The sequence below is a fragment of the Patulibacter americanus DSM 16676 genome, from assembly GCF_000420025.1.
In the GTDB taxonomy this organism is placed as follows: domain Bacteria; phylum Actinomycetota; class Thermoleophilia; order Solirubrobacterales; family Solirubrobacteraceae; genus Patulibacter; species Patulibacter americanus.
Genome location: NZ_ATUD01000007.1, coordinates 205,078 through 229,112, shown reverse-complemented (window position 1 = coordinate 229,112; position 24,035 = coordinate 205,078). Strand labels below are relative to the sequence as shown.

Annotated in this window: 23 protein-coding genes; 17 read left to right on the top strand and 6 right to left on the bottom strand. The window is 73.9% G+C overall.

What is annotated here, in order from left to right; genetic code table 11:
• Positions 1-57: 57 nt before the first annotated feature.
• Positions 58-1,113, bottom strand: a complete 1,056-nt coding sequence (locus F593_RS0113390; protein ID WP_022929264.1) for a hemolysin family protein — start codon at positions 1,111-1,113, stop codon at positions 58-60.
• The gene (locus F593_RS25150; RefSeq protein WP_022929263.1) at positions 1,110-2,471 is read right to left on the bottom strand and encodes a hemolysin family protein; all 1,362 of its coding nucleotides are present in this window, start codon (positions 2,469-2,471) and stop codon (positions 1,110-1,112) included. Before F593_RS25150 ends, F593_RS0113390 begins: the two co-directional genes overlap by 4 nt.
• Positions 2,472-2,680: 209 nt before the next feature.
• On the opposite strand from F593_RS25150, the gene F593_RS0113380 reads away from it, so the two are divergent.
• Positions 2,681-3,460, top strand: coding sequence for an HAD-IIA family hydrolase (locus F593_RS0113380; RefSeq protein WP_022929262.1), 780 nt, complete (start codon positions 2,681-2,683; stop codon positions 3,458-3,460).
• A gap of 119 nt (positions 3,461-3,579) precedes the next feature.
• Here the strand turns inward: F593_RS0113380 and F593_RS0113375 are convergent, their stop codons facing one another.
• Positions 3,580-4,476 carry an aldose 1-epimerase gene (locus F593_RS0113375; RefSeq protein WP_022929261.1) on the bottom strand — a complete coding sequence of 299 codons (897 nt, stop codon included), beginning with the start codon at positions 4,474-4,476 and terminating at the stop codon, positions 3,580-3,582.
• Between the two features lie 128 nt (positions 4,477-4,604).
• Here F593_RS0113375 and F593_RS28425 point away from each other — a divergent pair, with 128 nt between their 5' ends.
• The 15 genes from F593_RS28425 (at position 4,605) to F593_RS28420 (ending at position 19,995) form a co-directional block, all read left to right on the top strand.
• A complete protein-coding gene (locus F593_RS28425) occupies positions 4,605-5,093 on the top strand; it encodes a MarR family winged helix-turn-helix transcriptional regulator (RefSeq protein WP_022929260.1) in 489 nt (162 codons plus the stop codon).
• Complete coding sequence (locus F593_RS0113365; protein WP_022929259.1) at positions 5,090-6,067, top strand: zinc-binding alcohol dehydrogenase family protein; 978 nt, start codon at positions 5,090-5,092, stop codon at positions 6,065-6,067. Before F593_RS28425 ends, F593_RS0113365 begins: the two co-directional genes overlap by 4 nt.
• Positions 6,068-6,256: 189 nt before the next feature.
• Complete coding sequence (locus F593_RS30600) at positions 6,257-6,346, top strand: potassium-transporting ATPase subunit F (protein ID WP_022929258.1); 90 nt, start codon at positions 6,257-6,259, stop codon at positions 6,344-6,346.
• Entirely contained in the window at positions 6,347-8,128 is a 1,782-nt protein-coding gene (kdpA, locus tag F593_RS0113350) for a potassium-transporting ATPase subunit KdpA (protein ID WP_022929257.1), read from the top strand.
• A 15-nt stretch (positions 8,129-8,143) separates the two neighbouring features.
• Entirely contained in the window at positions 8,144-8,872 is a 729-nt protein-coding gene (locus F593_RS25140) for a potassium-transporting ATPase subunit C (RefSeq protein WP_022929256.1), read from the top strand.
• On the top strand, positions 8,869-11,058 hold the full coding sequence (gene kdpB / locus F593_RS0113340; protein WP_022929255.1) for a potassium-transporting ATPase subunit KdpB: 2,190 nt from the start codon (positions 8,869-8,871) through the stop codon (positions 11,056-11,058). The genes F593_RS25140 and kdpB overlap by 4 nt, the downstream gene beginning before the upstream one ends.
• Entirely contained in the window at positions 11,055-12,269 is a 1,215-nt protein-coding gene (locus F593_RS25135; RefSeq protein WP_022929254.1) for a histidine kinase, read from the top strand. The genes kdpB and F593_RS25135 overlap by 4 nt, the downstream gene beginning before the upstream one ends.
• A 7-nt stretch (positions 12,270-12,276) precedes the next feature.
• Entirely contained in the window at positions 12,277-12,975 is a 699-nt protein-coding gene (locus F593_RS0113330) for a universal stress protein (RefSeq protein ID WP_022929253.1), read from the top strand.
• A 12-nt stretch (positions 12,976-12,987) separates the two neighbouring features.
• Positions 12,988-13,602: a GNAT family N-acetyltransferase gene (locus F593_RS0113325; protein ID WP_022929252.1), complete on the top strand. Its 615-nt coding sequence runs from the start codon at positions 12,988-12,990 to the stop codon at positions 13,600-13,602.
• A gap of 172 nt (positions 13,603-13,774) precedes the next feature.
• On the top strand, positions 13,775-14,734 hold the full coding sequence (locus F593_RS0113320) for an ATP-binding cassette domain-containing protein (RefSeq protein WP_028721670.1): 960 nt from the start codon (positions 13,775-13,777) through the stop codon (positions 14,732-14,734).
• Positions 14,731-15,528, top strand: coding sequence for an ABC transporter permease (locus tag F593_RS0113315; RefSeq protein WP_022929250.1), 798 nt, complete (start codon positions 14,731-14,733; stop codon positions 15,526-15,528). Before F593_RS0113320 ends, F593_RS0113315 begins: the two co-directional genes overlap by 4 nt.
• Positions 15,529-15,687: 159 nt before the next feature.
• Positions 15,688-16,272, top strand: coding sequence for a CHAD domain-containing protein (locus tag F593_RS30850; protein WP_022929249.1), 585 nt, complete (start codon positions 15,688-15,690; stop codon positions 16,270-16,272).
• Positions 16,269-16,877 (top strand): CHAD domain-containing protein, encoded by a 609-nt coding sequence (locus F593_RS30845; RefSeq protein WP_022929248.1) that lies wholly within the window; start codon positions 16,269-16,271, stop codon positions 16,875-16,877. The genes F593_RS30850 and F593_RS30845 overlap by 4 nt, the downstream gene beginning before the upstream one ends.
• Positions 16,878-16,892: 15 nt before the next feature.
• Positions 16,893-19,064, top strand: coding sequence for a polyphosphate kinase 1 (gene ppk1 / locus F593_RS25130; RefSeq protein WP_022929247.1), 2,172 nt, complete (start codon positions 16,893-16,895; stop codon positions 19,062-19,064).
• Positions 19,065-19,419: 355 nt separating this feature from the next.
• A complete protein-coding gene (locus F593_RS28420; RefSeq protein ID WP_084630017.1) occupies positions 19,420-19,995 on the top strand; it encodes a TetR/AcrR family transcriptional regulator in 576 nt (191 codons plus the stop codon).
• Between the two features lie 62 nt (positions 19,996-20,057).
• Here F593_RS28420 and F593_RS0113290 read toward each other — a convergent pair whose 3' ends face one another.
• Together F593_RS0113290 and F593_RS0113285 are read right to left on the bottom strand one after the other, a co-directional pair.
• Positions 20,058-22,040 carry an SDR family oxidoreductase gene (locus F593_RS0113290; protein ID WP_022929245.1) on the bottom strand — a complete coding sequence of 661 codons (1,983 nt, stop codon included), beginning with the start codon at positions 22,038-22,040 and terminating at the stop codon, positions 20,058-20,060.
• 125 nt (positions 22,041-22,165) lie between these two features.
• Positions 22,166-22,438, bottom strand: a complete 273-nt coding sequence (locus F593_RS0113285; protein WP_022929244.1) for a hypothetical protein — start codon at positions 22,436-22,438, stop codon at positions 22,166-22,168.
• A gap of 27 nt (positions 22,439-22,465) precedes the next feature.
• Here F593_RS0113285 and F593_RS25120 point away from each other — a divergent pair, with 27 nt between their 5' ends.
• Positions 22,466-23,197 carry an enoyl-CoA hydratase/isomerase family protein gene (locus tag F593_RS25120; protein WP_022929243.1) on the top strand — a complete coding sequence of 244 codons (732 nt, stop codon included), beginning with the start codon at positions 22,466-22,468 and terminating at the stop codon, positions 23,195-23,197.
• A gap of 8 nt (positions 23,198-23,205) precedes the next feature.
• On the opposite strand, the gene F593_RS0113275 is transcribed toward F593_RS25120, so the two are convergent.
• Positions 23,206-24,021 (bottom strand): GNAT family N-acetyltransferase, encoded by an 816-nt coding sequence (locus tag F593_RS0113275; RefSeq protein ID WP_022929242.1) that lies wholly within the window; start codon positions 24,019-24,021, stop codon positions 23,206-23,208.
• Positions 24,022-24,035: the final 14 nt, after the last annotated feature.

Sequence of the window (24,035 nt, the reverse complement as noted above, 5' to 3'; positions counted from 1 at the left end):
TCCCGCCGGCGAGGACCCGGTGCCGCGCCGCACCCGGAGGGGCGGCGCGGCGGGCGGTCAGTCGTTCTGGACCGTTGCCCGGCGGCTCTCGTCGCGGACCTCGCCGACGAGCTCCTCGAGCACGTCCTCGAGCGCCACGACGCCGAGCACGGTGCCGTCGGCGTCCTTCACGCGGGCGAGGTGCGCGCGGGAGCGCTGCATGGTCTGCAGGACCGTCCGCAGGCGGTCCGACACGTTCACCGTCGGCAGGGTGCGGCGCAGGCGCGCCGGCACCGGGCGGTCGCGATCGCCGTCGCCCTCGCCGAGCAGGTCCTTCAGGTGCAGGTAGCCCACGAGCGCGCCGTCGGGCAGCCGGACGGGGAACCGCGAGTAGCCCGTGCGACCGGCGAGCTCCTCGACCTTCGCCGGGGTGACGCCGGGGCGCACGGTCTCGAGCTCCGCCATCGGCAGCAGCACGGCGCGCGCGGTGCGGTCCTCGAACTGCAGGGCGTCGAGCAGGAGCCGGCCCTCGCCGTGCTCCAGCATGCCCTCGCGATGGGACTCCTCGACCAGCCCCGCGACCTCGTCGCGGGTGAACGCGCTCGTCACCTCGTCCTTCGGCTCCACGCCGACGGCGCGCAGGGTGACGTTCGCGATCCAGTTCAGGCCCGCGATGGCCGGGCGCAGGATGCGCACGATCAACACGAGCGGGGGCCCCAGCACCAGGGCCGACCGGTCCGGGCCGGCGAGGGCGATGTTCTTCGGCACCATCTCGCCGACCACGACGTGCAGGTAGACGACGATGAGCAGGGCGATCGCGAACGCGATCGGGTGCAGGAGGGACTCGCCGATGCCGACGTCGTGCAGCAGCGGCTCGATGAGGTGGGCGACGGCCGGCTCACCGATGTAGCCGAGGCCGAGGGAGCAGATCGTGATGCCGAGCTGGGCGCCCGCCATCATCAGCGAGACGTTCTCCATCGCGCCGAGGGTGATCTTGGCCGCGCGACTGCCGGCCTCGGCCCGGGGTTCGATCTCGGTCCGGCGGGCGGACACGAGCGCGAACTCCGCGCCGACGAAGAAGGCGTTCAGGCCCAGCAGGACGACGGCGATGAGGACGGCGAGCAGATCGCTCATCGGTCGTCCTCCGTCTCGTCGTCGTCATCGCGCTCGAGGTGCTCCACGACGACGCGCAGCTCGTCGACCCGCAGGCCGTCCATGGTGCGCACGGTGATCGTCACGCGGTGGTGCGGATCCTCCTCGTCGGGCACGTCGAGGACGACCTCGTCTCCGACGTCCGGGATCCGCTCGAGGTGCAGGGCCACGAGACCGCCGAGCGTCTCGTAGTCCTCGTCCTCGGGGACGGGCACGCCGATGATCTCCTCGGCCTCGTCGGGCCGCAGCAGCGCGGGCATGAGCCACGAGCCGTCGGCCTGGCGGCGGGCGACGGAGGAGCGGTCGTCGTGCTCGTCGAGCACCTCGCCGACGATCTCCTCGATCAGGTCCTCCAGGGTGACGACCCCGTCGACCCCGCCGAACTCGTCCACGACGACCGCCATCTGCAGGCCACCCTGGCGCAGGACGGCGAGCAGCGGGTCGAGCTCGAGGGTCGAGGGGACGACGACGGGGGCGACCATGACGTCGCGCACCCGGACCTCGTCGCGGCGCTCGAAGGGGACCGCGACGGCGTGGCGGATGTGCGCCACGCCGGCGATCTCCTCGGAGTCCTCGACCTCGACCGGGAACCGGGAGTGGCCCGTCTTGCGTGCCTGGTCCAGGACGGCCGCGACGGTGTCGTCGGCGTCGACGGTCTTCATGCGGGTGCGCGGCGTCATGACGTCGTCCGCCCGGCGCTCGCCGAACGCGAGGGAGCGCTGCAGGAGCGTCGCGGTGTTCGTCTCGAGCGTGCCCTGCTCGGCGGAGCGCCGTACGAGCGAGGAGAGCTCCTGCGCCGAGCGCGCGGACGCGAGCTCCTCCTGTGGCTCGATGCCGAGCCGGCGCAGGATCGCGTTGGCGGAGCCGTTGAGGAACCGCAGCGGGTAGGCGGTGGCCGTCGTGAACGCCCGCTGCGCCCCGGCGATGCGCCGTGCGGTGTCGAGCGGGGCGGAGATCGCGAGGTTCTTCGGCACGAGCTCGCCAAAGACCATGGTCACGGCCGTGGCGAGCACGAGCGCGATGACGACCGAGACGCCGCGGGACGCCGTCTCGCTCAGGCCGAGCGACTCGAGCGGCCCGTCGACGAGCTTGGCGATCGCCGGCTCCGCGAGGAAGCCGATCGCGAGGTTCGTGACCGTGATCCCGAGCTGCGCGCCCGAGAGCTGGGTCGAGAGGCTGCGGAGCGCGAGGGCGACGCCCTCGGCGCGCTTGTCGCCGGCCTCGGCGGCGCGGTCGACGGCTCCGCGGTCGACGGTGATCAGCGCGAACTCGGCGGCGACGAAGATGCCGCACGCGGCGACGAGGCCCAGGGCGACGAGGAGGAGGAGGACCTCGATCATCGGACGGCCCCGTCCGGTCGTGAGGATCGCGGGTGCAGTGCGGCGCGCGCTACGGCGCGCCCGGCACCTCGAGGAGGATCGTCATCGGCGCGCGACGGGGCGCGCTCGGGACTGTCTGCGGACGGGTCGTCCGTGTGAGGTGTCATTCAGCGTGATCATACGCAGCCCCAACGGGAGCCTGCGCCTCCGGGCGGCTACGCTGGTGGCCGATGGCGCACCGCGAGATCTCCTCCTGGCTCATGGACATGGACGGCGTGCTCGTCCACGAGGAGCGGATGGTGCCCGGCGCCGACCGCTTCCTCGAGCGGCTGCGCGAGCTCGGCCGCCCGTTCCTCGTCCTCACGAACAACTCGATCTACACGCGTCGGGACCTGTCCGCGCGGCTCAAGGCGAGCGGGCTCGAGGTGCCGGAGTCGTCCATCTGGACATCGGCCCTGGCGACCGCCCGGTTCCTCGCCGACCAGCGTCCGGGCGGCTCCGCGTTCGTCATCGGCGAGGCCGGCCTGACCACCGCGCTGCACGAGTCGGGCTACACCCAGACGGAGCGCAACCCGGACTACGTCGTCCTGGGCGAGACCCGCACCTACTCCTTCGAGCGGATCACGCAGGCGATCCGCCTGATCGCGAACGGCGCCCGCTTCATCGCCACCAACCCCGACAACATCGGCCCGTCGCCCGCCGGTCCGTTGCCGGCCACGGGCTCCGTCGCCGCGCTCATCAGCCGCGCCACGGGCGTCGAGCCCTACTTCGTCGGCAAGCCGAACCCGCTCATGATGCGCTCGGCGCTGAACCAGATCGACGCGCACTCCGAGACGACGGCGATGATCGGCGACCGCATGGACACCGACGTCGTCTCCGGCCTCGAGGCCGGCCTCGAGACGATCCTCGTCCTCACGGGCGTCGCCACCCGCGAAACGGCGAAGGTCTACCCCTACGTGCCGACGCGCATCGTCGACTCCGTCGCCGACCTCGTCGACACCCTGGAGTAGGGGAGCGGGCCCCACCCCGAGCGTCTCGGGCCGGGCCGCGCAGGACGTCGTCGCGGCTCGGGGCACCCGCAGAGGGGAGCGGGCCCCACCCCGAGCGTCTCGGGCCGGGCCGCGCAGGCTCAGTCCGTTGCGACCTCGATGGTGAAGCGGGAGGTCGCCGTCTCCCCCGGGGCGACGTGGGTCAGGCCGCGGCCGCTGACCAGGGCGTTCGTCGGCGCCGTCATCGGCTCCCAGGCCACGAAGGACTGACCCTCCGGCGCCCACGCGTGCCCGACGGGATAGCCCGGCGCGCCGAAGCGCACCGTCAGCGTGCGGCCGCCGCCGCGCAGGACGAAGGGGCCGTCGATCTCGGGGTATTCCGCGTCGAGCGTGCGGTCCCCGAGCGGGCCGTCGGTCCACGTCGGCGCGCGCTCGTCGCCCGTGGGGATGCCGTGGTCGTCCAGGACGCTCTCGCGCCGCACGGGCAGCGTCACGTCGAGCTGCTCGCGGGGGACGCCCGGGAGGGTGAACAGCGGGTGCCAGCCGAACGCGCGGGGGACGGGTGCCGCGCCCGTCGCCGTGAGCGCGGTGTCGACGATCATCGCCTCCGGGGTCAGGGAGACCGTCACGCGCAGGCGGTGGGGGAAGGGGAACGCGTGCAACACGTCGTCGTCGGCGTCGAAGACCGCGACGAGCTCGCCGGCGGACTCGTGCTCCGTGCGCCAGGCACGAGCCGCCATGACGCCGTCCTTCGGCAGGCCGTGCTCGTCGCGCTTGATCCGCTCGGGGTCGAGGATCACGTCGCCGCCGCCGTTCGGCCCGCCGGGGTCGGACGGGTCCGGGTAGGAGAGGCCGGAGAGGCGGTTGGCCCACGGGGCCAGGAGCGGGATGCCGAACGCGGAGCCACGCTCGCGGTAGGCGTCGAGCCCACCGCGCTGGCCGAGGAGCTCCTCGCCGCCGTGGCGCAGGGACGACCCGACCATCCCCACGTCCGGCCGCCAGACGGCGGTCAGGTCCCCGGCGCGCAGCTCGCTCATGGGGACAGGATGACGGCTGGGGGTGGGGCCGGTCCGCAGCACGCCGGGCGAGGCGGCCCGCCGTCGATCACGTGCCGAGGAAACAATTACGAAGCAAAGGTTTCCGTGGATACGGTATGGTGCTTTCCATGACCGCACCGCCTCCCGCCCCGGACCCCGACACCCGCGCCGCCGAGGACGACGTCTCGGGCCTGCTCGACGTCGTCCGCCTCCAGATCGTCCTGTGGAACCGGGTGGACCGCCGCCTGCGCGACGAGCTCGGCTTGACGCTCGGACAGTTCGAGACGCTGTGGTTCGCGGCCCGCGCGCCGGAGGAGGCCGGCGCCCGGACGGTCGACCTGGCCCACGCGCTGCGCATCACCGCCGGCGGGGTCTCGAAGCTCGTCGACCGCGTCGTCGGGCTCGGCCTGGCCGAGCGCGAGCCGGACGCCACGGACCGGCGCGTCACCCGGGTGCGGCTCACGGCGGCGGGCCGCGACCGGACCCGCCGGGGCGTCGACGTCTGCGCCGCCGAGCTGCGCGAGACCTTCCCGGCGGACCGCGCGGCCGACCTCGCCGCGCTGGGGCGGCTCGCGACGGGCCTGCTGGCCGCCGAACGGCAGGGGGGTGCGGCATGAGCGCCACGATGCGGGCCGTCGTCCTCGACGCTCCGGGTCCGCCGTCGGCGCTCGAGATCCGCGAGCGGCCGATCCCGGTGCCGCGGCACGGCGAGGTCCTGCTGCGCGTCCGCGCGTTCGGGCTCAACCGGTCCGAGCTGCACCTGCGGCTGGGGCTCGCCGAGGGCGTCACCTTCCCCCGCGTCCCCGGCATCGAGGCCACGGGCGAGGTCGTCGCCGCCCCGGGCACCGGCCTGCAGCCGGGGCAGCAGGCCGTCGCGATGATGGGCGGCATGGGCCGGGCGTTCGACGGCGGCTACGCCGAGTACGTCCGCGTGCCCGCCACGAGCGTCATCCCGTTCTCCTCCGAGCTGGACTGGAGCACGCTCGGGGCGGTGCCCGAGATGCTCCAGACCGCGCACGGCATCCTCACGACCCTGGATGCACGCGCCGGCCAGACGCTGCTCGTACGCGGCGGCACGTCCTCCGTCGGCCTCGCCGCGGCGGGCCTGGCCAAGCAGCGCGGGCTGACGGTCGTGGCGACGACCCGCCGGCCCGAACGCGCCGACGCCCTGCGCGCGGCGGGCGCCGACCACGTCGTGATCGACGACGGCGCGGTCGCCGCCCGGGTGCGGGAGGTCGTGCCGGGGGGCGTCGACGCGGCGATCGAGCTCGTCGGCGCGCCGACCCTCCGCGACACGCTGCACGCCGTGGCGCCGCGGGGCATCGCGTGCTTCGCCGGGATGCTCTCGAACGAGTGGATCGTGCGGGACTTCTACCCGATGGACCACCTGCGGGCCGGGGTGCGTCTGACGGCGTACAGCGGCGACGCATCGGACCTGCCCGCCGAGGTGCTGCAGGGGTTCCTCGACGACGTGGCGGCGGGCCGCGTCCGCGTGCCCGCCGGTCGCGTCTACCGGCTCGACGAGATCCGGCAGGCCCACGACGACATGGAGCACGACCGCGCCACGGGCAAGCTGGTCGTGGTGCCGTAGCCGCGGCCGGAACGGCGTACGTGCGCCGCGCACGGAGCGTCTTCACAGCGTCTTGATGCCGGTGCCCGGAGCCCCCACACGGGGTTGACGGGCCCGGCCGCACGCTGGAGACATGGATCTCCTCGCCGTCGGCATCGCGGCCGTGTTCTTCGTCGCGATGCTGCTCCTCATCGAAGGACTGGACCACGCATGAGCGGGTCCGTCGTCCCCAGTCTCGCCGCGGCGCTGCTCGTCGCGGCCTACCTGTTCTACGCGCTGCTGCGCGGTGAGGAGCTCTAGGTGTCCGGCTGGTTGCAGCTCGCGCTGCTCGTGGCGGTCGTCGTCGCGCTCACGCCGCTCCTCGGCGGCTACATGGCCCGCGTGTTCGCGGGCGAGCGGGTGCTGCTGAGCCCGCTCCTCGGTCCCGTCGAGCGGCTCCTGCTGCGCGCCATGCGCGTCCGGCGGGACGAAGACGGTCCCGTCGGCCAGGACTGGAAGGCCTACGGCCGTTCCGTCCTGCTCTTCTCCTTCGCCTCCTGGCTCGTGCTCTACGCGCTCCTGCGCCTGCAGAGCGTCCTGCCGGGCGCCCCGAAGGACATGGGCGCGATGCCGTGGGACGTGACCTTCAACACCGCCTCCTCCTTCGTCACGAACACGAACTGGCAGTACTACGGGGGCGAGACGACGCTGAGCTCCGTCTCGCAGATGACGGGCCTGGCGGTCCAGAACTTCGTCTCCGCCGCCGTCGGCATCGTCGTCCTGATCGCGGTCGTCCGCGGCATCGCGGCCCGCGGCGGCGACCCGTCCTCGCGCCGGTTCGGGTCGCTGGGCAACTTCTGGGTCGACCTCGTGCGGGCCGTCCTCTACGTGCTCCTGCCCATCTCGTTCCTCGGCGCGCTCGTCTTCGTGAGCCAGGGCGCGCTGCAGACGCTGGGCGGCGAGACCACGCTGAACACGCTCGCCGGCGGCACGCAGACGCTGGTCCGCGGCCCCGTCGCCTCGCAGGAGGCCATCAAGCTGCTCGGGACGAACGGCGGCGGCTACTTCAACGTCAACTCGGCGATGCCGTTCGAGAACCCGACGGCGTTCTCGAACTTCCTCTCCATGGTGCTCGTGCTGGCGATCCCCGCCGCGCTGACCGCCACGTACGGCCGCATGGTCGGCAACCGCCGCCAGGGCTGGGCGATCTTCGGCGCGATGGCCGTGATGTTCGTCGCCCTCGCGGTCGTCCTCAGCCTGGCCGAGCAGCACGGTTCGCCGGCCCAGCACGCCGCGGGCCTGGCCACCGCGTCCTTCGACGGCTCGACCGGGGGCAACCTCGTCGGCAAGGAGCAGCGCTTCGGCATCTCGGGCTCCGCGCTCTTCAACACCGTCACGACCGTCACCTCGACGGGCGCCGTGAACTCCGCGATGGAGTCGCTGACCGGGCTCGGCGGGCTCGTGCCGATGACCGGCATGGGCTCGTCCGAGGTCATCTTCGGCGGCGTCGGCTCCGGGCTCTACGGCATGTTGCTCTTCGTCGTCCTCGCCGTCTTCGTCGGCGGCCTGATGGTCGGCCGCACGCCGGAGCTGCACGGCAAGAAGATCGAGGCGCGCGAGATCAAGCTCGCGATGCTCGGCGCGCTCTACATGCCGCTGACGGTGCTCACGATGACCGCCCTGGCCGTCGGCACCGATCACGGGAAGGTGTCGAACGCCGCCGGCGGGCCGCAGGGCTTCTCCGAGGCCCTCTACGCCTCCCTCTCGCAGGGCAACAACAACGGCTCGGCGTTCGCGGGCTACACGGGCTTCGTCCAGCCGAACGGGAACAACGACGGGGCGTTCGGCATCACCTTCGCCGACCTCCTCGGTGGCGTGGCGATGCTCGTCGTCCGGTTCTTCCCGATCCTCGTGGTGCTCGCGCTCGCCGGCTCCCTGGCGCGGAAGCGGCCCGCGCCCACGGGCCCCGGGACCCTGCGCACCGACAGCCCGACCTTCGTGGTCCTGCTGATCGGCGTGATCGTCCTCGTCGGCGCCCTCACGTTCTTCCCGGCCTTCCTCCTGGGCCCCGTCGTCCAGAGCCTGACCGGCCACCTCTACTAGGCCTCGGTGCACCCCATGCGCAAGGACGTCATCACCTCCCTCCTCGCCGTCGTGGCCCTCACGGTCCTGCTCGGCGTGCTCTACCCCCTCGCGGTCACCGGCGTCAGCCAGGTGACGATGGGCGGCCGCGCCGACGGCTCGATCGTCCGTCGCGGCGGCACCGCCGTCGGCTCCGAGCCGATCGGCCAGGACTTCCGCCGGCCGGTCACGAGCCCCGACGGCCGCCCGCAGGTCGACGCCGACGGCGAGCCGGTCCTCGAGGCCGACCCGCGGTACGTGCAGAGCCGCCCGTCCGTCACGGGCTACGCCCCGAACGCCACGGCCTTCTCCAACCGCGGCCCGAACGCGACCGACACGAGGGACGCGCTCGCCGCGAACCTGCGGGCCTACCTCGCTCTCGAGCGCCCGTACGACCCCGGGCTGACCGCCGCGCGGGTCCCCGTCGACGCGGTGACGGACTCCGCCTCGGGCGTCGACCCGCACGTCTCCGTCGCCAACGCCCGGATCCAGGCGCGCCGGATCGCGGCGCTGCGGCGCCTGCCGCTCCCGCGCGTGCTCGACGCGGTCGACGACGCCACGGACGGGCGCGCGCTGGGCGTGCTCGGCGAGCCGGGCGTGCACGTCCTGCGGCTCAACCTCGCCCTCGACGCGCTCAGCGCCGGCCGGCCCACCGCGGCCGCCCCGTCCGCCGCGACGGGCCCCACGACCTCCTCCACCACGACGACCACCGGCGGCGCACGATGACCGAAGGACCCGACACCGCGACCGCGGCGCCCGAGGGCCGCCGCCGCAGCGAGGCCCGCCTGCTGGACCCGGAGATCCTGCGGCCCGCGCTCGTGCAGAGCCTGGTCAAGCTCGACCCGCGCGTGCAGGTGCGCAACCCCGTGATGTTCGTCGTCGAGCTCGGCGCCGTCGTCACGACGGGCATCTGGATCGCCCAGGCCACCGGGCTGTCCGCGAACGACGGGGCGTTGGGGGCGGGAGGCGGGAACGGAGGTCAGCCCGCCTGGTTCGCCTTCGTCGTCGCCCTGTGGCTCTGGCTCACCGTCGTCTTCGCCAACGTCGCCGAGGCGCTGGCCGAGGGCCGCGGCAAGGCGCAGGCCGACGCGCTGCGGGCCATGCGGACGGAGACGACCGCGCGGCTGAAGGACGGCGGCGAGAAGGCCGCCGGCGACCTGCGCCCCGGCGACGTGGTGGTCGTCGACGCGGGCGAGGTCATCCCGGGCGACGGCACCGTCGTCGAGGGCATCGCCTCCGTCGACGAGTCCGCGATCACCGGCGAGTCCGCGCCCGTCATCCGCGAGGCCGGCGGCGACCGCAGCGCGGTCACGGGCGGCACGCGGGTGCTCTCCGACCGGATCCTCGTGGAGATCACGCAGGAGCCCGGCGGCTCGTTCCTCGACCGCATGATCGCCCTGGTCGAGGGCGCCGCGCGGCGCAAGACGCCGAACGAGGTGGCCCTCGGCATCCTGCTCGCCGGCCTCTCCATCGTCTTCCTCGTCGTGACCGTCACCCTGCGACCCTTCGTCGACTTCGCCGGCTCGACGGTGTCGACCACGACCCTGATCGCGCTGCTCGTCGCGCTCATCCCGACGACGATCGGCGCGCTGCTCTCCGCCATCGGCATCGCCGGCATGGACCGGCTCGTCCGCCGCAACGTCCTCGCGCTCTCCGGCCGCGCGGTCGAGGCCTCGGGCGACGTCGACGTGCTCCTGCTCGACAAGACGGGCACGATCACCCTCGGCAACCGCCAGGCGGCGGCGTTCCTGCCGATGCCCGGCGTGGGCGAGGAGGAGCTGGCGCACGTCGCGGCGCTGGCCTCCGTCGCCGACGAGACGCCGGAGGGCCGCTCCATCGTCACGCTCGCCCGCGAGTCCTTCGCGTTCGATCCCGACGACGCGACCCGCGGCGGACACCTCGAGTTCGTGCCGTTCACCGCGCAGACCCGCATGAGCGGCGTCGACGTCGAGGACCTGCAGGGCGCCGTGCGCTCCGTCCGCAAGGGCGCGGGCGACGCGGTCATCCGCTGGGTCGAGGAGTCCGGCTCCGGGGGCGTGCCCGAGGGCCTCCGCGCGGCGCTGGACCACGTCGCGGGGGAGGGCGGCACGCCGCTGGCCGTCGCCGACGGCGGTCGGGTGCTGGGCGTCGTCTACCTCAAGGACGTCGTCAAGCCGGGGATGCGGGAGCGCTTCGACCGCCTGCGCGCCATGGGCATCCGCACGATCATGGTCACGGGCGACAACCGCCTGACGGCCGCGAAGATCGGCGAGGAGGCCGGCGTCGACGACGTGCTGGCCGAGGCGACCCCGGAGCGCAAGCTCGCGCTCATCAAGGAGCAGCAGGAGGGAGGACGGCTCGTCGCGATGACCGGGGACGGCACGAACGACGCCCCGGCGCTCGCGCAGGCCGACGTCGGCGTGGCGATGAACACGGGCACCCAGGCGGCCCGCGAGGCCGGGAACATGGTCGACCTCGACTCTGACCCGACGAAGCTCATCGAGATCGTCGAGGTCGGCAAGCAGCTGCTCATCACCCGCGGCGCGCTGACCACGTTCTCCATCGCCAACGACATCGCGAAGTACTTCGCGATCCTCCCGGCGATCTTCGCCGGGACCTGGTCCACCACCCACCCCACCGACCCCGCCCCCCTGGCGTCGTCGGCCGTTGGCGCCGCCGAGGGGCCGCTCGCCAGGCTCAACCTCATGGACCTCGGCACCCCGGAGTCGGCGATCATCTCGGCGATCGTGTTCAACGCGATCGTGATCCCGCTGCTGGTCCCGATCGCGCTGCGCGGCGTGCGCTACCGGCCCCTCGGCGCCAACGCGCTCCTGCGGCGCAACATGCTGGTCTACGGCCTCGGCGGCATCGTCGCCCCGTTCGTCGGCATCAAGGCCATCGACCTCGTCGTCCACGGGGTGCTCGGCGCGTGAGCGACCGCGGCCGGCACACCGTGCTGCTCGGCATGGCCCCGGGGGTGGGGAAGACCTTCCGCGCCCTCCAGGACCTGCGCCGCGCACGGGACGCCGGCCGCGACGCTGTCGTCGCGGTCGTCGAGACCCACGGCCGCGCCGACACCGCCGCCCAGGTCGAGGGGCTCGAGGTCCTGCCTCGGCGCTCCGTGGAGTACCGCGGGATCGTGCAGGGCGAGCTCGACCTCGACGGCCTGCTGGCCCGGGCCACCGCGACGCCGCCCGGCCGGACGGGCCCGCTGCTCGCGCTCGTCGACGAGCTCGCCCACACGAACGCCGCGGGCAGCGCCCGCGCGAAGCGCTGGCAGGACGTCGACGTCGCGCTGGCGGCGGGCATCGACGTGATCTCGACGGTCAACGTGCAGCACCTCGAGTCGCTGAACGACCGGGTCGCCGAGCTCACCGGGGTCCGCGTGCGCGAGACCGTGCCCGACGGCGTGCTCGTGGCGGCGGAGGACGTCGTCGTGATCGACCTCCCGCCCGAGGCGCTGCTGCAGCGCCTGCGCGACGGCCAGATCTACCCCGCCGAGCGCATCTCGGCGGCGCTGAACAACTTCTTCCGCATCGAGCAGCTGACGGCGCTGCGCGAGACGGCGCTCCTGCAGGCGGCGGAAGAGGTCGGCGCCCGCCGGCTCTCCGCCAAGCCCGCGCGCGGTACCCACCCGCCACCGGCCCGTCAGGCCGACGGGCGTAGCGCGCACCGGGGCGAGGGCACGCGCATGGGGGAGGACGTCGCCGACGCCGTGCGCGAGCGGATCCTCGTCCTCGTCTCCGCCAACGCCAGCGGCCAGCGCGTACTGCGCCGCGCCTGGCGCTCGGCCCGCCGGCTGCGCGCCGAGATCGACGTGCTCCACGTGCGGCGTCCCGGCCGGCCGCCCACCGCCCTGCAGGAGGAGCGCCTGGACGGGCTCCGCGGCCTGACGGCGCTGCTCGGCGCCGAGCTGATCGTGGTCGAGGACGACGAGGTCGACGTGGCCGCCGCCCGGGTCGCCCGCGAGCGCGGCTCGACGTACCTCTTCGTCGGCGTGCCCCAGCCGCCGCGCGGGCTCGACCGGCTGCCCGGCCGCGGGCGCGACCTGCTGCCCGTCCGGCTCTGGCGCCGGCTGCCGGGCGTCGACGTCCGCGTGGTGAGCGACCGCCGCGACCGCCCCGACCACCACCCGGAGCGCTGAGCCGCCCGTGGTCCCGACCGCCCTCCTGCCGCCCTCCGCCCTCGTGCCCGGCCCCGCCGTCTTCTCCCTCCCGCACGCCGCCGACGTCGCGCTGACCCTCCTGACCCTCGTGGTGGGCGTGGCCGTCGGCGGCGCGCTCGTGCTCGGCCGCGCGGCCCGCCGGCGCGCCCGCGACGCCACGCCGCCGGGGCGCATTCTCGTGGCGCTCACCGGCGACGAGCTGCCGTGCGCCGCGATCGACGCGGCCGCCCGCCTGGGCCGCGCCGACCGCGCCGTGGTCGTCCCCGCGGTGCTGTTGCCGACGCCCTACGGCCTGCCGCTGGACTGCCCGCTGCAGGAGGCCGGCTCGGCCGCGCTCGACCTGCTCGAGGCGGTGGAGCGGCGGCTCACCCGCGCCGGGGTCCTCGTCGACGGGCGCGTCGTGCAGGGCCGCACGCGCCGCCACGCCGTCCGGCGGCTCGTGGAGCAGGAGCGCTTCGATCGCCTCGTCGTCCCGGCGTCCGACGCGGGGGAGGGCGGCTTCGGCGCCGACGACGTCGCGTGGATCCTCGCCCACGTCGAGGGCGAGGTGCTCGTCCTGCGGGCGGGCCCGGGGGCGCCGGCGGCCGCGGCCGTATCGGCGAGCGCGGCCACATCGGGGACCGGGACCGCGGCTGCGACCCCGGCCGTTCCGGCGACCCGAGCCGCACCGGCGGCCCACCGGTAGGGTCGGGCGCCGATGTCCTTCGCGCTGCGCGGCCCGACCCTCTCCCTGCGGATCCCGACGGAGGACGACGCCGAGGCGCTCCTGGGGCTGGCGTCCGACCCGGACGTCACCCGCTGGTTCTCCTGGGGCCCCTACACCGACATCGCCCAGCCGCGCCGGTTCCTCTCGGGCCTGGCGGAGGAGCGCCGCCGGGGGATCAAGCTCGACCTGCTCGCCGTCCACCACGAGCAGGGGCCCGCGGGGATCACCGGGCTCTACGAGTTCGCGCTGCGCGACCGGCGCTGCGTCTGCGGCACGTGGTTCGGCCGCGCGTTCTGGGGCACGGGCGCCAACCGCGAGTCGAAGGCCCTGCTGCAGCACCTCGCCTTCGAGCTCCTGGGCATGCAGCGCTTCGGCTCGTACTCCAACCCGAAGAACGAGCGCTCCACGCGGGCGCTTCAGGGCGTCGGGCTGCGCCACGAGGGCGTGCTTCGCGGCTACCACCGCCACGGGGACGCCTTCCTCGACGTCAACATCTTCGGCCTGCTGCGCGAGGAATGGGAGACCTCGGACCTGCGCGCCGAGTTCGAGGGCGCGATCAGCGTCGAGGGCGAACCGCCCGCGGCGTTCGTGGCCGACGCCTTCTGAGACGCACGCCCACGTCCGGCGCCGCCGGCGTTCGCGTCGCGCGGCCGGCGCGTACGGCGGCCCGCCGCCAGGCGAGCGCCCGCCCGCCCCGCGACCCGTCCCCCCGGGGCGATCGGGCATCATGGTCGGGTTGCGCCCCACGCTCCACGCCCCCCGAGCCGCCGACGTCGCGATGCCCCCCGAGGCGCCCGCGACCCCCGGTGACCCCGGCGCCGCCCCGGCCCTCGTCATCGACGGGCTCGTGAAGCGCTACGGCGACCGCACGGCGGTCGGCGGCGTCTCGCTGCGCCTCGAGCGCGCACGGGTCCTCGCGCTGCTCGGGCCGAACGGCGCGGGCAAGACGACCACGATCGAGACGTGCATCGGCTTCCGGCGCCCGGACGCCGGCACCGTGCGCGTCCTCGGACTCGACCCGCGCGACGACAACGCCGCGCTGCGTCCACGCATCGGCGTGATGCTGCAGAACGGCGGCGTCTACCAGGCGGCCCGGTGCGGCGAGATGCTGCGGCTCGTCGCGGCCTACGCCGCCGACCCGCTCGACCCGGACGAGCTGCTCGACCGCCTCGGCCTCACGCCCGTCCGCAACACGCCGTACCGGCGGCTCTCCGGTGGCCAGCAGCAGCGGCTCTCGCTCGCGATGGCCCTCGTCGGCCGGCCCGAGATGGTCTTCCTCGACGAGCCGACCGTCGGCCTCGACCCGCAGGCCCGGCACGAGACCTGGCGGATCGTCGAGGCCCTGCGCCGCGACGGCGTCTCCGTCGTGCTGACGACGCACGACATGGAGGAGGCCGAGCGCCTCGCCGACGACGTCGTCATCGTCGACCACGGCCAGGTCATCGCCCGGGGCACCGCCGACGAGCTGATCCGCGGCGCCGCGGAGCGCGAGGTGCGCTTCCAGGCGCCCCCCGGCCTCGACGTCGTCGCGCTCGGCGCAAGCCTGCCCGAGGACTGCCGCGTGAGCGAGCCGGCCCCCGGGACCTACCTCGTCGTCGGGCCGGTCAGCCCCGCGCTGGTCGCGGCCGTCGCGGCCTGGTGCGCCGCCCACGACGTGCTGCTCGGTGGCCTGCAGGTCAAGCAGCGCACCCTCGAGGACGTCTTCCTCGAGCTGACCGGAAGGGAGCTGCGCGCATGACCCGCGTCACGCCCGTCTCGGCCGCCGACGTGGGGGAGTTCGCCCCGCGCCCCGGCCGCGCGCCCATCGCCCGCATGGCCCTGGCCCAGGTGTGGATGGAGCTCAAGCTCATGCTCCGCAACGGCGAGCAGGTCCTGCTGTCCCTGATCGTCCCGCTCGGGCTGCTCGTGGTCTGCACGACCATCCCCTTCATCTCCGTCGACGCGGCCGAGGGCGAGCGCGCGGACTTCTTCGTCCCCGGCATCCTCGCGCTGGCGATCATGTCGACCGCCTTCACGGGCCAGGCGATCGCCACGGGCTTCGACCGCCAGTACGGCGTGCTCAAGCGCCTGGGCGCCACGCCGTTGCCCCGTTCCGTGCTGCTGCTGGGCAAGACGGGCGCCGTGCTCGTCGTCGAGCTCCTGCAGCTCGTGCTGCTCGTCACGGTCGGCGTCGCGCTCGGCTGGAACCCGGAGGGCGACCCGTTCTCCGTGCTTCTGCTGCTCGCCTTCGGCACCGCGGCGTTCTGCGGCCTCGCGTTCCTGCTCGCCGGCGCACTGCGGGCGATGACGACGCTCGCGCTGGCGAACATCCTCTGGTTCGTGCTGCTCGTCTTCGGTGGCATCGTCTACCCGCTCTCCGAGCTCGGCGCCGCCGCGGGCGCCTTCGAGCTGCTGCCGAGCGCAGCGCTCTCGACGGGCCTGCGCGAGGTCCTCCAGCACGGCCACGTCGCGCCCTTCAAGGACCTCATCGTCCTCGGGCTCTGGGCGGTCGTCTCCCTGACGGCCGCCGCGGCGACCTTCCGCTGGGAGTAGCGCCGCGCCCGCCCGGGGCCCGCCCGCCACGCGCAGTCCGTATATGGCAAGCGGACCGTGCATATTCGTACCGCGCCGCGCGGGGGCCGGACGATGACCGCGCCGCGCCGTTCACGGGACGGTCGCAACCGCCGCCGGACGGCCACCTAGGGTGGTCCCGTGGCGAAGGCTCAGCCGATCCCCGGCCTCCGCGCCGACACGCCCTACGCCCGTGCCGCCGCGGCGACGGTCCGCGTCCGCGCCGACGAGCTCTTCGCCCAGGCCGAAGGCGTGCTCGACACGGAGCGCATCGAGCGCGTCCACGGCATGCGAGTCGCCACGCGCCGCCTGCGCGCGGTGCTCGAGATCTACGCGCCGTGCTTCCCGAAGGACGAGGGCCGCGCGGTGCTCCGCGACGTCAAGCGGCTCGCCGACGCGCTCGGCGCCCGCCGCGACCCGGACGTCCAGCTCGAGGGCCTCGAGCGCTTCTCCGCGAGCCTGACCCCCGAGGACGGGCCGGGGCTGCAGGCGTTCATGGACGAGATCCGCGCGGAGCAGCGCGCCGGCAACGAGACGCTCTCCGCGGCGCTGGCGGCGCTCGACCGCGACGGCCTGCGCCGCCGGGTCGACGCCCTGGTGGCCTCCGCGGAGGAGCGCGCCGGGGCCCCCGGGGCCGCCGCGGCGGAGGCCGAGGACGAGCCGGATCACGGAGCGTCCTACCCGGAGGCCCCGCCGGCCGACGACGTCGCGGGGGAGCCGGCATGAAGGCCGGGAGGGTTCCCGGCCTCGACGTCACGGCGCCGCTGGCCGACAACGCCGAGCGGATCGTCCGGCTGCGGATCGAGGAGCTCTACGCGTTTCACCCCGCGGTCCTCGACGTGGCCGAGGTCGAGGCGCTGCACGACATGCGGATCGCCGCCAAGCGGCTGCGCTATGTGCTCGAGGTGACGGCGGAGCCCTGCTTCGGTCCCTACGCCCGCACCGCCGCCAAGCGCACGCGGGACCTGCAGGACCTCATCGGCGACATCCACGACTGCGATGTCGCGCTGCCGCGGGTCCGTGCGGCGGCCGAGGCCCGGCGCGCCGCCGACGCCGAGGCGCTGCTGGACCGCGCTGACGCCGACGCCCGCGACCTCGACCCGGGGCTCGCCGCCGGACTGCCGCACGCGGAGGAGCACCGGGGCCTCGCGACGCTCGAGGCGTACCTCGTCGCCCGCCGCGGACTGCTCTACGGCCGATTCCTCGCGCTCTGGGAGCAGCTGGGCCGGGAGGGCTTCCGGGCCCGCCTGGAGTTCGCCCTCGCGGAGCGCCCCCAGGCGTTCACGCCGGATTCACCGGACAGCAACGTCGGCGTCCCGCACGCGCCGTAGGCTGCGGGGTCCCTCATGCTCGACGAGACCCTCGCCTCCGACCACACCACGCCCGGCGCGACGAACGCCGAAGGCCCCGCGGTCGACCCGACGGCGCCCGAGTTCTTCGTCAACCGCGAGCTCTCCTGGGTCGACTTCGACCAGCGGGTCCTCGAGCTCGCCCAGGACGAGCGCACGCGGCTGCTCGAGCGCGTGAAGTTCGCCGCGATCTTCGCGTCGAACCTCGACGAGTTCTTCATGATCCGCGTCGCCGGGCAGCACGCGAAGGTGTGGGCGGAGAACCGCCGCCGCGGCCCCGACGGCCGCACCGCGGACCAGACGCTCGACGCGCTGCGCGCGAAGCTCGAGCCGCTCGTGCACGAGCACGCGCGGGTCGTGGAGCAGGACCTGCGGCCGCTGCTGCGCGAGCACGGCATCCGCATCGCGCGCCACGAGGAGCTCGACGACGAGCAGAAGGCGCTCATCAAGACGCGGTTCCAGAACCGGATCTACCCCGTCCTCACCCCGCTGGCCGTCGGCCTCGGGCGCCCGTTCCCGTACATCTCGAACCTCTCGCTGAACCTCGGCGTGCTCGTCCGCGACCCCGACACCCGTCAGACGGTGTTCGCCCGCGTCAAGCTGCCGACGGAGGTCGTCGACCGCCTCGAGCTCGTCGACAACACGGCGAACCCGAACGCGGAGTCCAAGGAGCAGGTCTTCGTGCCGCTCGAGGAGATCGTCGAGGCCCACCTCGACGCGCTCTTCCCGGGCATGGAGGTCCTCGACCGCGGCATGTTCCGCGTGACCCGCGACGCCGACTTCGAGATCTCGGACGACGCCGACGACGTCAAGCGGGCCCTCGAGGCCGAGCTGCGCAACCGGCGGTTCGGCGAGATCGTGCGCGTCGAGATCGACGGCAAGGTCTCCGAGGCCCTGCGCACCGAGATCGTCGAGCAGTTGGGGGTGGAGGAGCGCCAGGTCTACGACCTCGACGGCCTGCTCGACCTCACCGCCCTGTGGCAGCTCGTCAAGGCGCCGGGCCACAACGAGCTGCTCGACGACCCGTGGCGCGCCGTCACGCACCCGCGCCTGCGCGAGGGCGACGACGAGAAGTCCGACGTCTTCGCCGCGATGCGCCGCGGCGACGTGCTCGTCCACCACCCCTACGACAGCTTCCACACCTCGGTGGAGCGGTTCCTCGAGCAGGCCGCCGTCGACCGCGACGTCCTCGCGATCAAGATGACCGTGTACCGCACGAACGCCGACAGCACCCTGCTGCCGGCGCTGGTGCGCGCATCGGAGCGGGGCAAGCAGACCGTGGCGCTCGTGGAGCTGAAGGCCCGCTTCGACGAGCAGGCCAACATCCGGTGGGCCCAGGTCCTCGAGGACACCGGCGTCCACGTCGTCTACGGCCATCCGGCGCTGAAGACCCACGCCAAGTGCATCCTCGTCGTCCGCCGCGAGGGCGAGAAGGTCCGCCACTACCTGCACATCGGCACGGGCAACTACCACGCGAAGACGGCGAACCTCTACACGGACTTCGGGCTCTTCACGCGCGACCAGCGGCTCGGCCAGGACGTCGCCGACCTCTTCAACCAGCTGACCGGCTTCGCGAAGCCGGGGCGCTTCCGCAAGGCGCTCGTGGCCCCGAACGGCCTGCGCGACGGGCTGATCGAGGAGATCGAGCGGACCGTCGAGGCCCACCGCCAGGGGCTGCCCACGCGAATCCGGCTCAAGATGAACTCCATCGTCGACCGCGCGTCGATCCACGCGCTCTACCGGGCCTCGCAGGCCGGGGTGCCGATCGAGATCAACGTGCGCGGGATCTGCTGCCTGCGCGTCGGCGTCCCGGGCCTCTCCGAGACCATCCAGGTCCGCTCCGTGCTCGGCCGGTTCCTCGAGCACTCGCGGATCTACGCCTTCGACCGCGGCGACCAGCGCACGGTCTACATGGGCTCGGCCGACATCATGGAGCGCAACCTCGACAACCGCGTCGAGCTCGTCGTCCCCGTCGACGACGAGGCCGCGCGCGACGAGCTGCTCGACGCGCTGGACCGGGCGTTCGAGGACGAGGAGGGCTCCTGGGTCCTCCGCCCGGACGACACGTGGGAGCGGGTGCAGCCGGCCGACCCCGAGAACCCCAAGGGCCTGCAGCGCCAGCTGATGGAGCTGCACGCGCGCCGCGCCCGCGAGGCGGACACGGAATAGGGGCCGTCGGACCGGGTCCGGGGCCGCATACTCGTCCGTCGCGGGCGAGACATGTGCTCCCCGCTCCCGGTCACCCGTCCGGGGACGTGGCGCTGATATCGCTATCTGGCGGTTGGGCGCTCCTAGCCTGGGTGGTGTCCGTGCCGCCTCGCACACACGCGACGGACATCGGACCGGCACGGTGTTTCTGGCGTACAACGAACGTCCTTTTTGGTCACACCGAGTGGCGGCGCTCACGCTGACCATCGGTACCATCCCTGCGGTGCCCGACGTTCCGGTTTCTCAGGCAACCACCTCTGCGCCGCGTGCGCCTCAGGCCGAGCGCCTGAGCCGCGCGCTGGTGATCGATGCGGCGATGACCATCGCCCGTCGTGACGGGCTGGATACGCTCTCCATGCGACGGCTCGCCGAGGAGCTCGGCGTGTCCACGATGGCGGCCTACCGCCACGTCGCCGGCAAGGACACGCTGGTCGACGACGTCCTGGAGGCCGCAGTGGCCTCCATCGACCTCGACGTGCCTGAGGACGCCTCGTGGGAGGAGCAGATCATGCTCCTCGTCGAGCGGTCCTACGCCGTCTTCCTCAGCGTTCCCGGCCTGGCGGAGCACCTCCACGGCCGGGCGCTGAGCCGCCCGGGCCTCGTCCGCTGGCTCGAGGCGATCAACTCGCCGCTGACCAACGCGGGGATCCCGTACGAGCAGCGCGTCGGCTTCACGCCCGCCCTCGTGTGGATGCTCCGCGGCGCCGCCCGCCTCGACGGCGAGTGGTCCGAGGTCATGCAGTCGCTCGAGCAGATCTCCGCCGGCGGTCCCGAGGACGCGCCGATCATGCGCAACACCCGGGAGGAGATCGGCGACCACCAGGCCGAGGACTTCCTCAAGCACGCCGTCGGCATGCTCACCGCGGGCCTGAGCGCCCGCGTCACCGCCTGAGTCCCGGCGCCGCCTGAGCGGCGCGGACGCCCGGCCGGACGCCGGGCCTCCCGCGCCGCCGGCTACCAGTGCATGCCGCGCGTCAGCGCGGCGAGCACGCGCATCTCGACCCCGGCGCGCTCGTCGGGGTTCTCCGTGCCACGGGCCGCCGCGGAGTCCGGGAAGACTCGGAAGCCCATGTTCAGGATGAAGTCGCTGACCTGCGGCGCCACGGCGTAGAGGACCTCGCCGGCGGTGCCCAGCAGCGTGTTGATCTGCTTGGGGTGGCTGATCATCGCCTCGGCGACCATGTCCGCCGCCTCGACCGGGGTGATCGTCGGCATCCGGTCGTAGAGCTTCGTCGGTGCGATCATGGGCGTCCGCACGAGCGGCATGTGGATCGTCGTGAACGTGACGTTCGCGCCCAGGAGCTCGGCCGCCACGATGCGCGTCCACGCGTCCAGTGCGGTCTTGCTCGCCACGTAGGCCGAGAACCGCGGCGGCCACGTCTGCGCGCCGATGGAGGAGATGTTCACGATGTGGCCGCCGCCGTGCTCGACCATGTGCGGGACGACGCCCATCACGAGCCGGATCGCGCCGAAGTAGTTCAGCTGCATCGTCCGCTCGAAGTCGTGGAAGCGGTTCAGGCTGAGCTTGAGCGAGCGGCGGATGGACCGGCCGGCGTTGTTGATGACGACGTCGACGCGGTGCTCGCGGGTGACGGTCTTCGCCAGCTCGTCGATCGCCTCCATGTCGTTGAGGTCGCAGGGGTAGACGTATGCCGTCCCGCCGTGCGCCTCGATCAGCCGCTTCAGCGCCTCGAGCTTGGACCGCGTGCGGGCCACGAGCAGGGGCGTGCCGCCGGCGAGGGCGACCTTCAGCGCCGTGGCCTCGCCGATGCCGGAGGAGGCGCCCGTGATGAGCACCGTGCGGCCGACGACGGCCTCGCGCAGGCGCGTGTCGTTGTGCAGCGCCGGGTCGAGGTTGCGCTCCCAGAAGTCCCAGAGGTTGGCCGCGTACTCGCGCAGACGGGGGAGGGTCACGCCGGAGCCGTTCAGCGCCTGCTCGGCCCGGCGGGCGTCGAACACCGGCACGAAGCTCATGTGCGGCAGGACCTCGTCCGGGATCCCGGTGGGGGAGAGGAGGATCCGGCGCAGCGGTGCGAGAGCCGGGGCCCGCAGGGCGGCGCCGAGGACGCCCTTGTGGACGTCGACGGGCGGCATGCCCGGCGGGCGCAGCGAGAGGCGCGGGGCGCGGGCGGCGCGGGCGACGAGGTTGATGACCTCGACGAGCGGCTGCGGGCGCGGGGCCGTCAGGTGGAACGCCTGCTGGTCGAGCCCCTCGGCGTGGCCGATGTGGTCCAGCGCGTTCGCGACGTAGTCGACCGGGACGATGTTCGTGGCGCCCATGTCCGGGGCCATGAGCGGGATGAAGCCCGGGAGCTTGCGCATGGCCTTGATCAGGCCGAACGTGTAGTACGGGCCGTCGACCTTGTCCATCTCGCCCGTCTCGGAGTGCCCGACGACGATGGACGGGCGGTAGATCCGCCACGGGATGAGGGTCTCGCCGCGCGCGATCCGCTCCGAGGCGAACTTCGTGCGGTGGTAGGGCGAGGGCAGCGGCTGGCCCTCGTCGAACATGTCCTCGCGGAAGACGCCGTCGTAGTCGCCGGCGACCGCGACGGAGGAGACGTGGTGGAAGCGGCCGGCCTCGAGCACGTTGGCCAGCTCGACGGCGTGGCGGGTGCCCTCGACGTTCAGCGCTTCGTTGCGCGCCTCGTCGGCGGTCATGTCGTAGATCGCCGCGAGGTGGAAGACGTGGTCGATCTGGCCGCGGTGCTCGTCGATCCAGCCCGGCTCGACGCCCATGGCGGGGCTCTCGAGGTCGCCCACGATCACGCGAATGCGCTCCTCGGCGCCCTCGGGCCAGCCCTCGATCAGCCGGTCGACCTTCGGCTGGGAGGCGTCGCGGACGACGAGGAAGATCTCTCCCTCGCGCTTCTCCAGCAGGGTCGCCACCAAATGGCGACCGATGAACCCCGTTGCTCCCGTGACCAGGTAGGCCATGCGTCGTCCCTTCGGCGTGCGGCGTGCGACGCACGCCCGATGGGCGCGAGCGTACCCGACGGACGGGTGCCTCGGGAGACGTTGACGGGGCCGTCACCGACGGCCCCGTGGAGGGGGAGGCGGCGCTACCAGCCGAGGCGACGGTCGCTCGACGCCTTGCGGGCGCGGGCGGCGGCGAGGCGCGCGTACTTGCGCTTGTCCAGGCGGGCCTGGAGCAGGCTGGCGAGCGCGGCGAAGGCCGGGATGCCGACGAGGACCGCGAAGCCGAAGAGCGTGACCATGAGGTCGTTGTTCTCGCCCACGGTGCCCTGACCGGAGTCGATCTTCGCCGAGGCGGTGGCGACGGTGGCCGAGAGCGTCGCGATCGTGGTCGCGGCGAGGACGAGAAGACGGCGCATGGGCCTCCATCGTATAGAACCCCGCCGATGACCGGACTGCAGCGCGAGCGGGTCGCCGACGGGGTCGAGGTCGTGCGCCTCGACCGCCCCGAGCGACGCAACGCCATGGACACCCAGACCCTCGACGAGCTGCTGGCGGCGCTGGAGGAGCTTGCGGCCGACGCCGACCTGCGGACGGTGGTGTTCTCCACGACCTCGACCCGCGCCCTCTGCGCCGGTGCCGACGTGGCGGAGGAGCTCGACCGCGAGGGCGGCATCGCGCGGATGGAGCGGTTCGCCCGGATGTACCAGGCCGTCACCGACCTGCCCGTGCCGACGGTCGCGGTCTGCGTCGGCAACGTCGTGGGGGCCGGCGCCGAGCTCGCGGCCGCCTGCGACCTGCGGGTGGCGGGGGAGAACGTGAAGCTCGCGTGGGCGGGGGCGAAGCTCGGCGTGCCGGTGGGCCCGGCCCGGCTCGTCCCCCTCGTCGGACTCTCCCGCGCCAAGGACCTCATCTACAGCGGCCGTCCGGTGGGCGCGGAGGAGGCCGGGCGGATCGGCCTGGCCGAGCGCGTCGTGCCGACGGAGGAGGCGGAGGCCGCCGCGATCGCGTTGGCGACGGAGCTCGCGTCCCGCCCCGGGGACGGGATGCGCCGGCTCAAGACGATGTTCCGGGACCTCGAGGACCTGGCCGGCCGCACGGCGCGCGAGAACGTGACCCTGCTCGACTGGCAGCGCTACGGGCAGGGGCTGCCGCAGGGGGGCATGCGCGGGCGCTGAGGGCGGCCTCAGACCACCGCGTCGCGGTGGGCCTGGGTCGTCCGGCCGATCTCGCGGAAGCCGAGCCGGCCGTACCAGCCCGCGGCGTACGAGTTCGGCTCGGCGAGCAGCGTGATCCGGGCGACGTCGAGGTCGTCGGCCATCCGGGCGGTGGTCCGGAGGAGGGCGCTGCCCACGCCGGAGCGCTCGTGCACGGGGTGCGTGAGGACGTCGTCGAGCTCGACGTGGAGGCTCGCGCGGTGCACGACCGCGGAGCCGACGGCCTCGCCGGCGTCGTTGCGGGCCACGAGGTGGGCGGCGGCCTCGGCCGGCGCCAGGCTCCACTGCGTGGCGACCTGCTCGCGCTCCTCCGGGCCGCGGTCAGTGAGCTCCTCGGCCGCGCGGCGGACCGGCTCCGCGGCCCGCGGGCCGTAGGGGGCGACGGTCCACGTGCGCCCCGGGCGCGGGGCCGTGTGGTCCTTGACCTCGGCCGGCGTGGCGGCCAGGACGGCGAGCTCGAAGACCGTGAACCCGGCGGCGCGCAGCACCGCCCCGAGCCGCCGCGCGTCGCCGCGCGAGCGCACGTCGACGGCGCGGTGCGTCAGGCCGGCGGCGTCGTGGGCCGCCTCGACGGCGGTGACCGTGTCGGCGGGGTCGAGGCCGCCCGCGCCCGGGACGACCTGGGCGCGGTTGAGCGCCCACACCCGCGGGGCGGCGGGCGTCGTCAGCATCCAGCCGAAGGTCGTGCGGCGGGCGTTCGCCGCACGGGCGCGGGTCACGCCGGCGGCGTGACCGATCGTGAGCTCCGCCCACCACTGGTCGCTGCGTTCGGCCGCGGGGTGCACCAGGGGGACGCTAG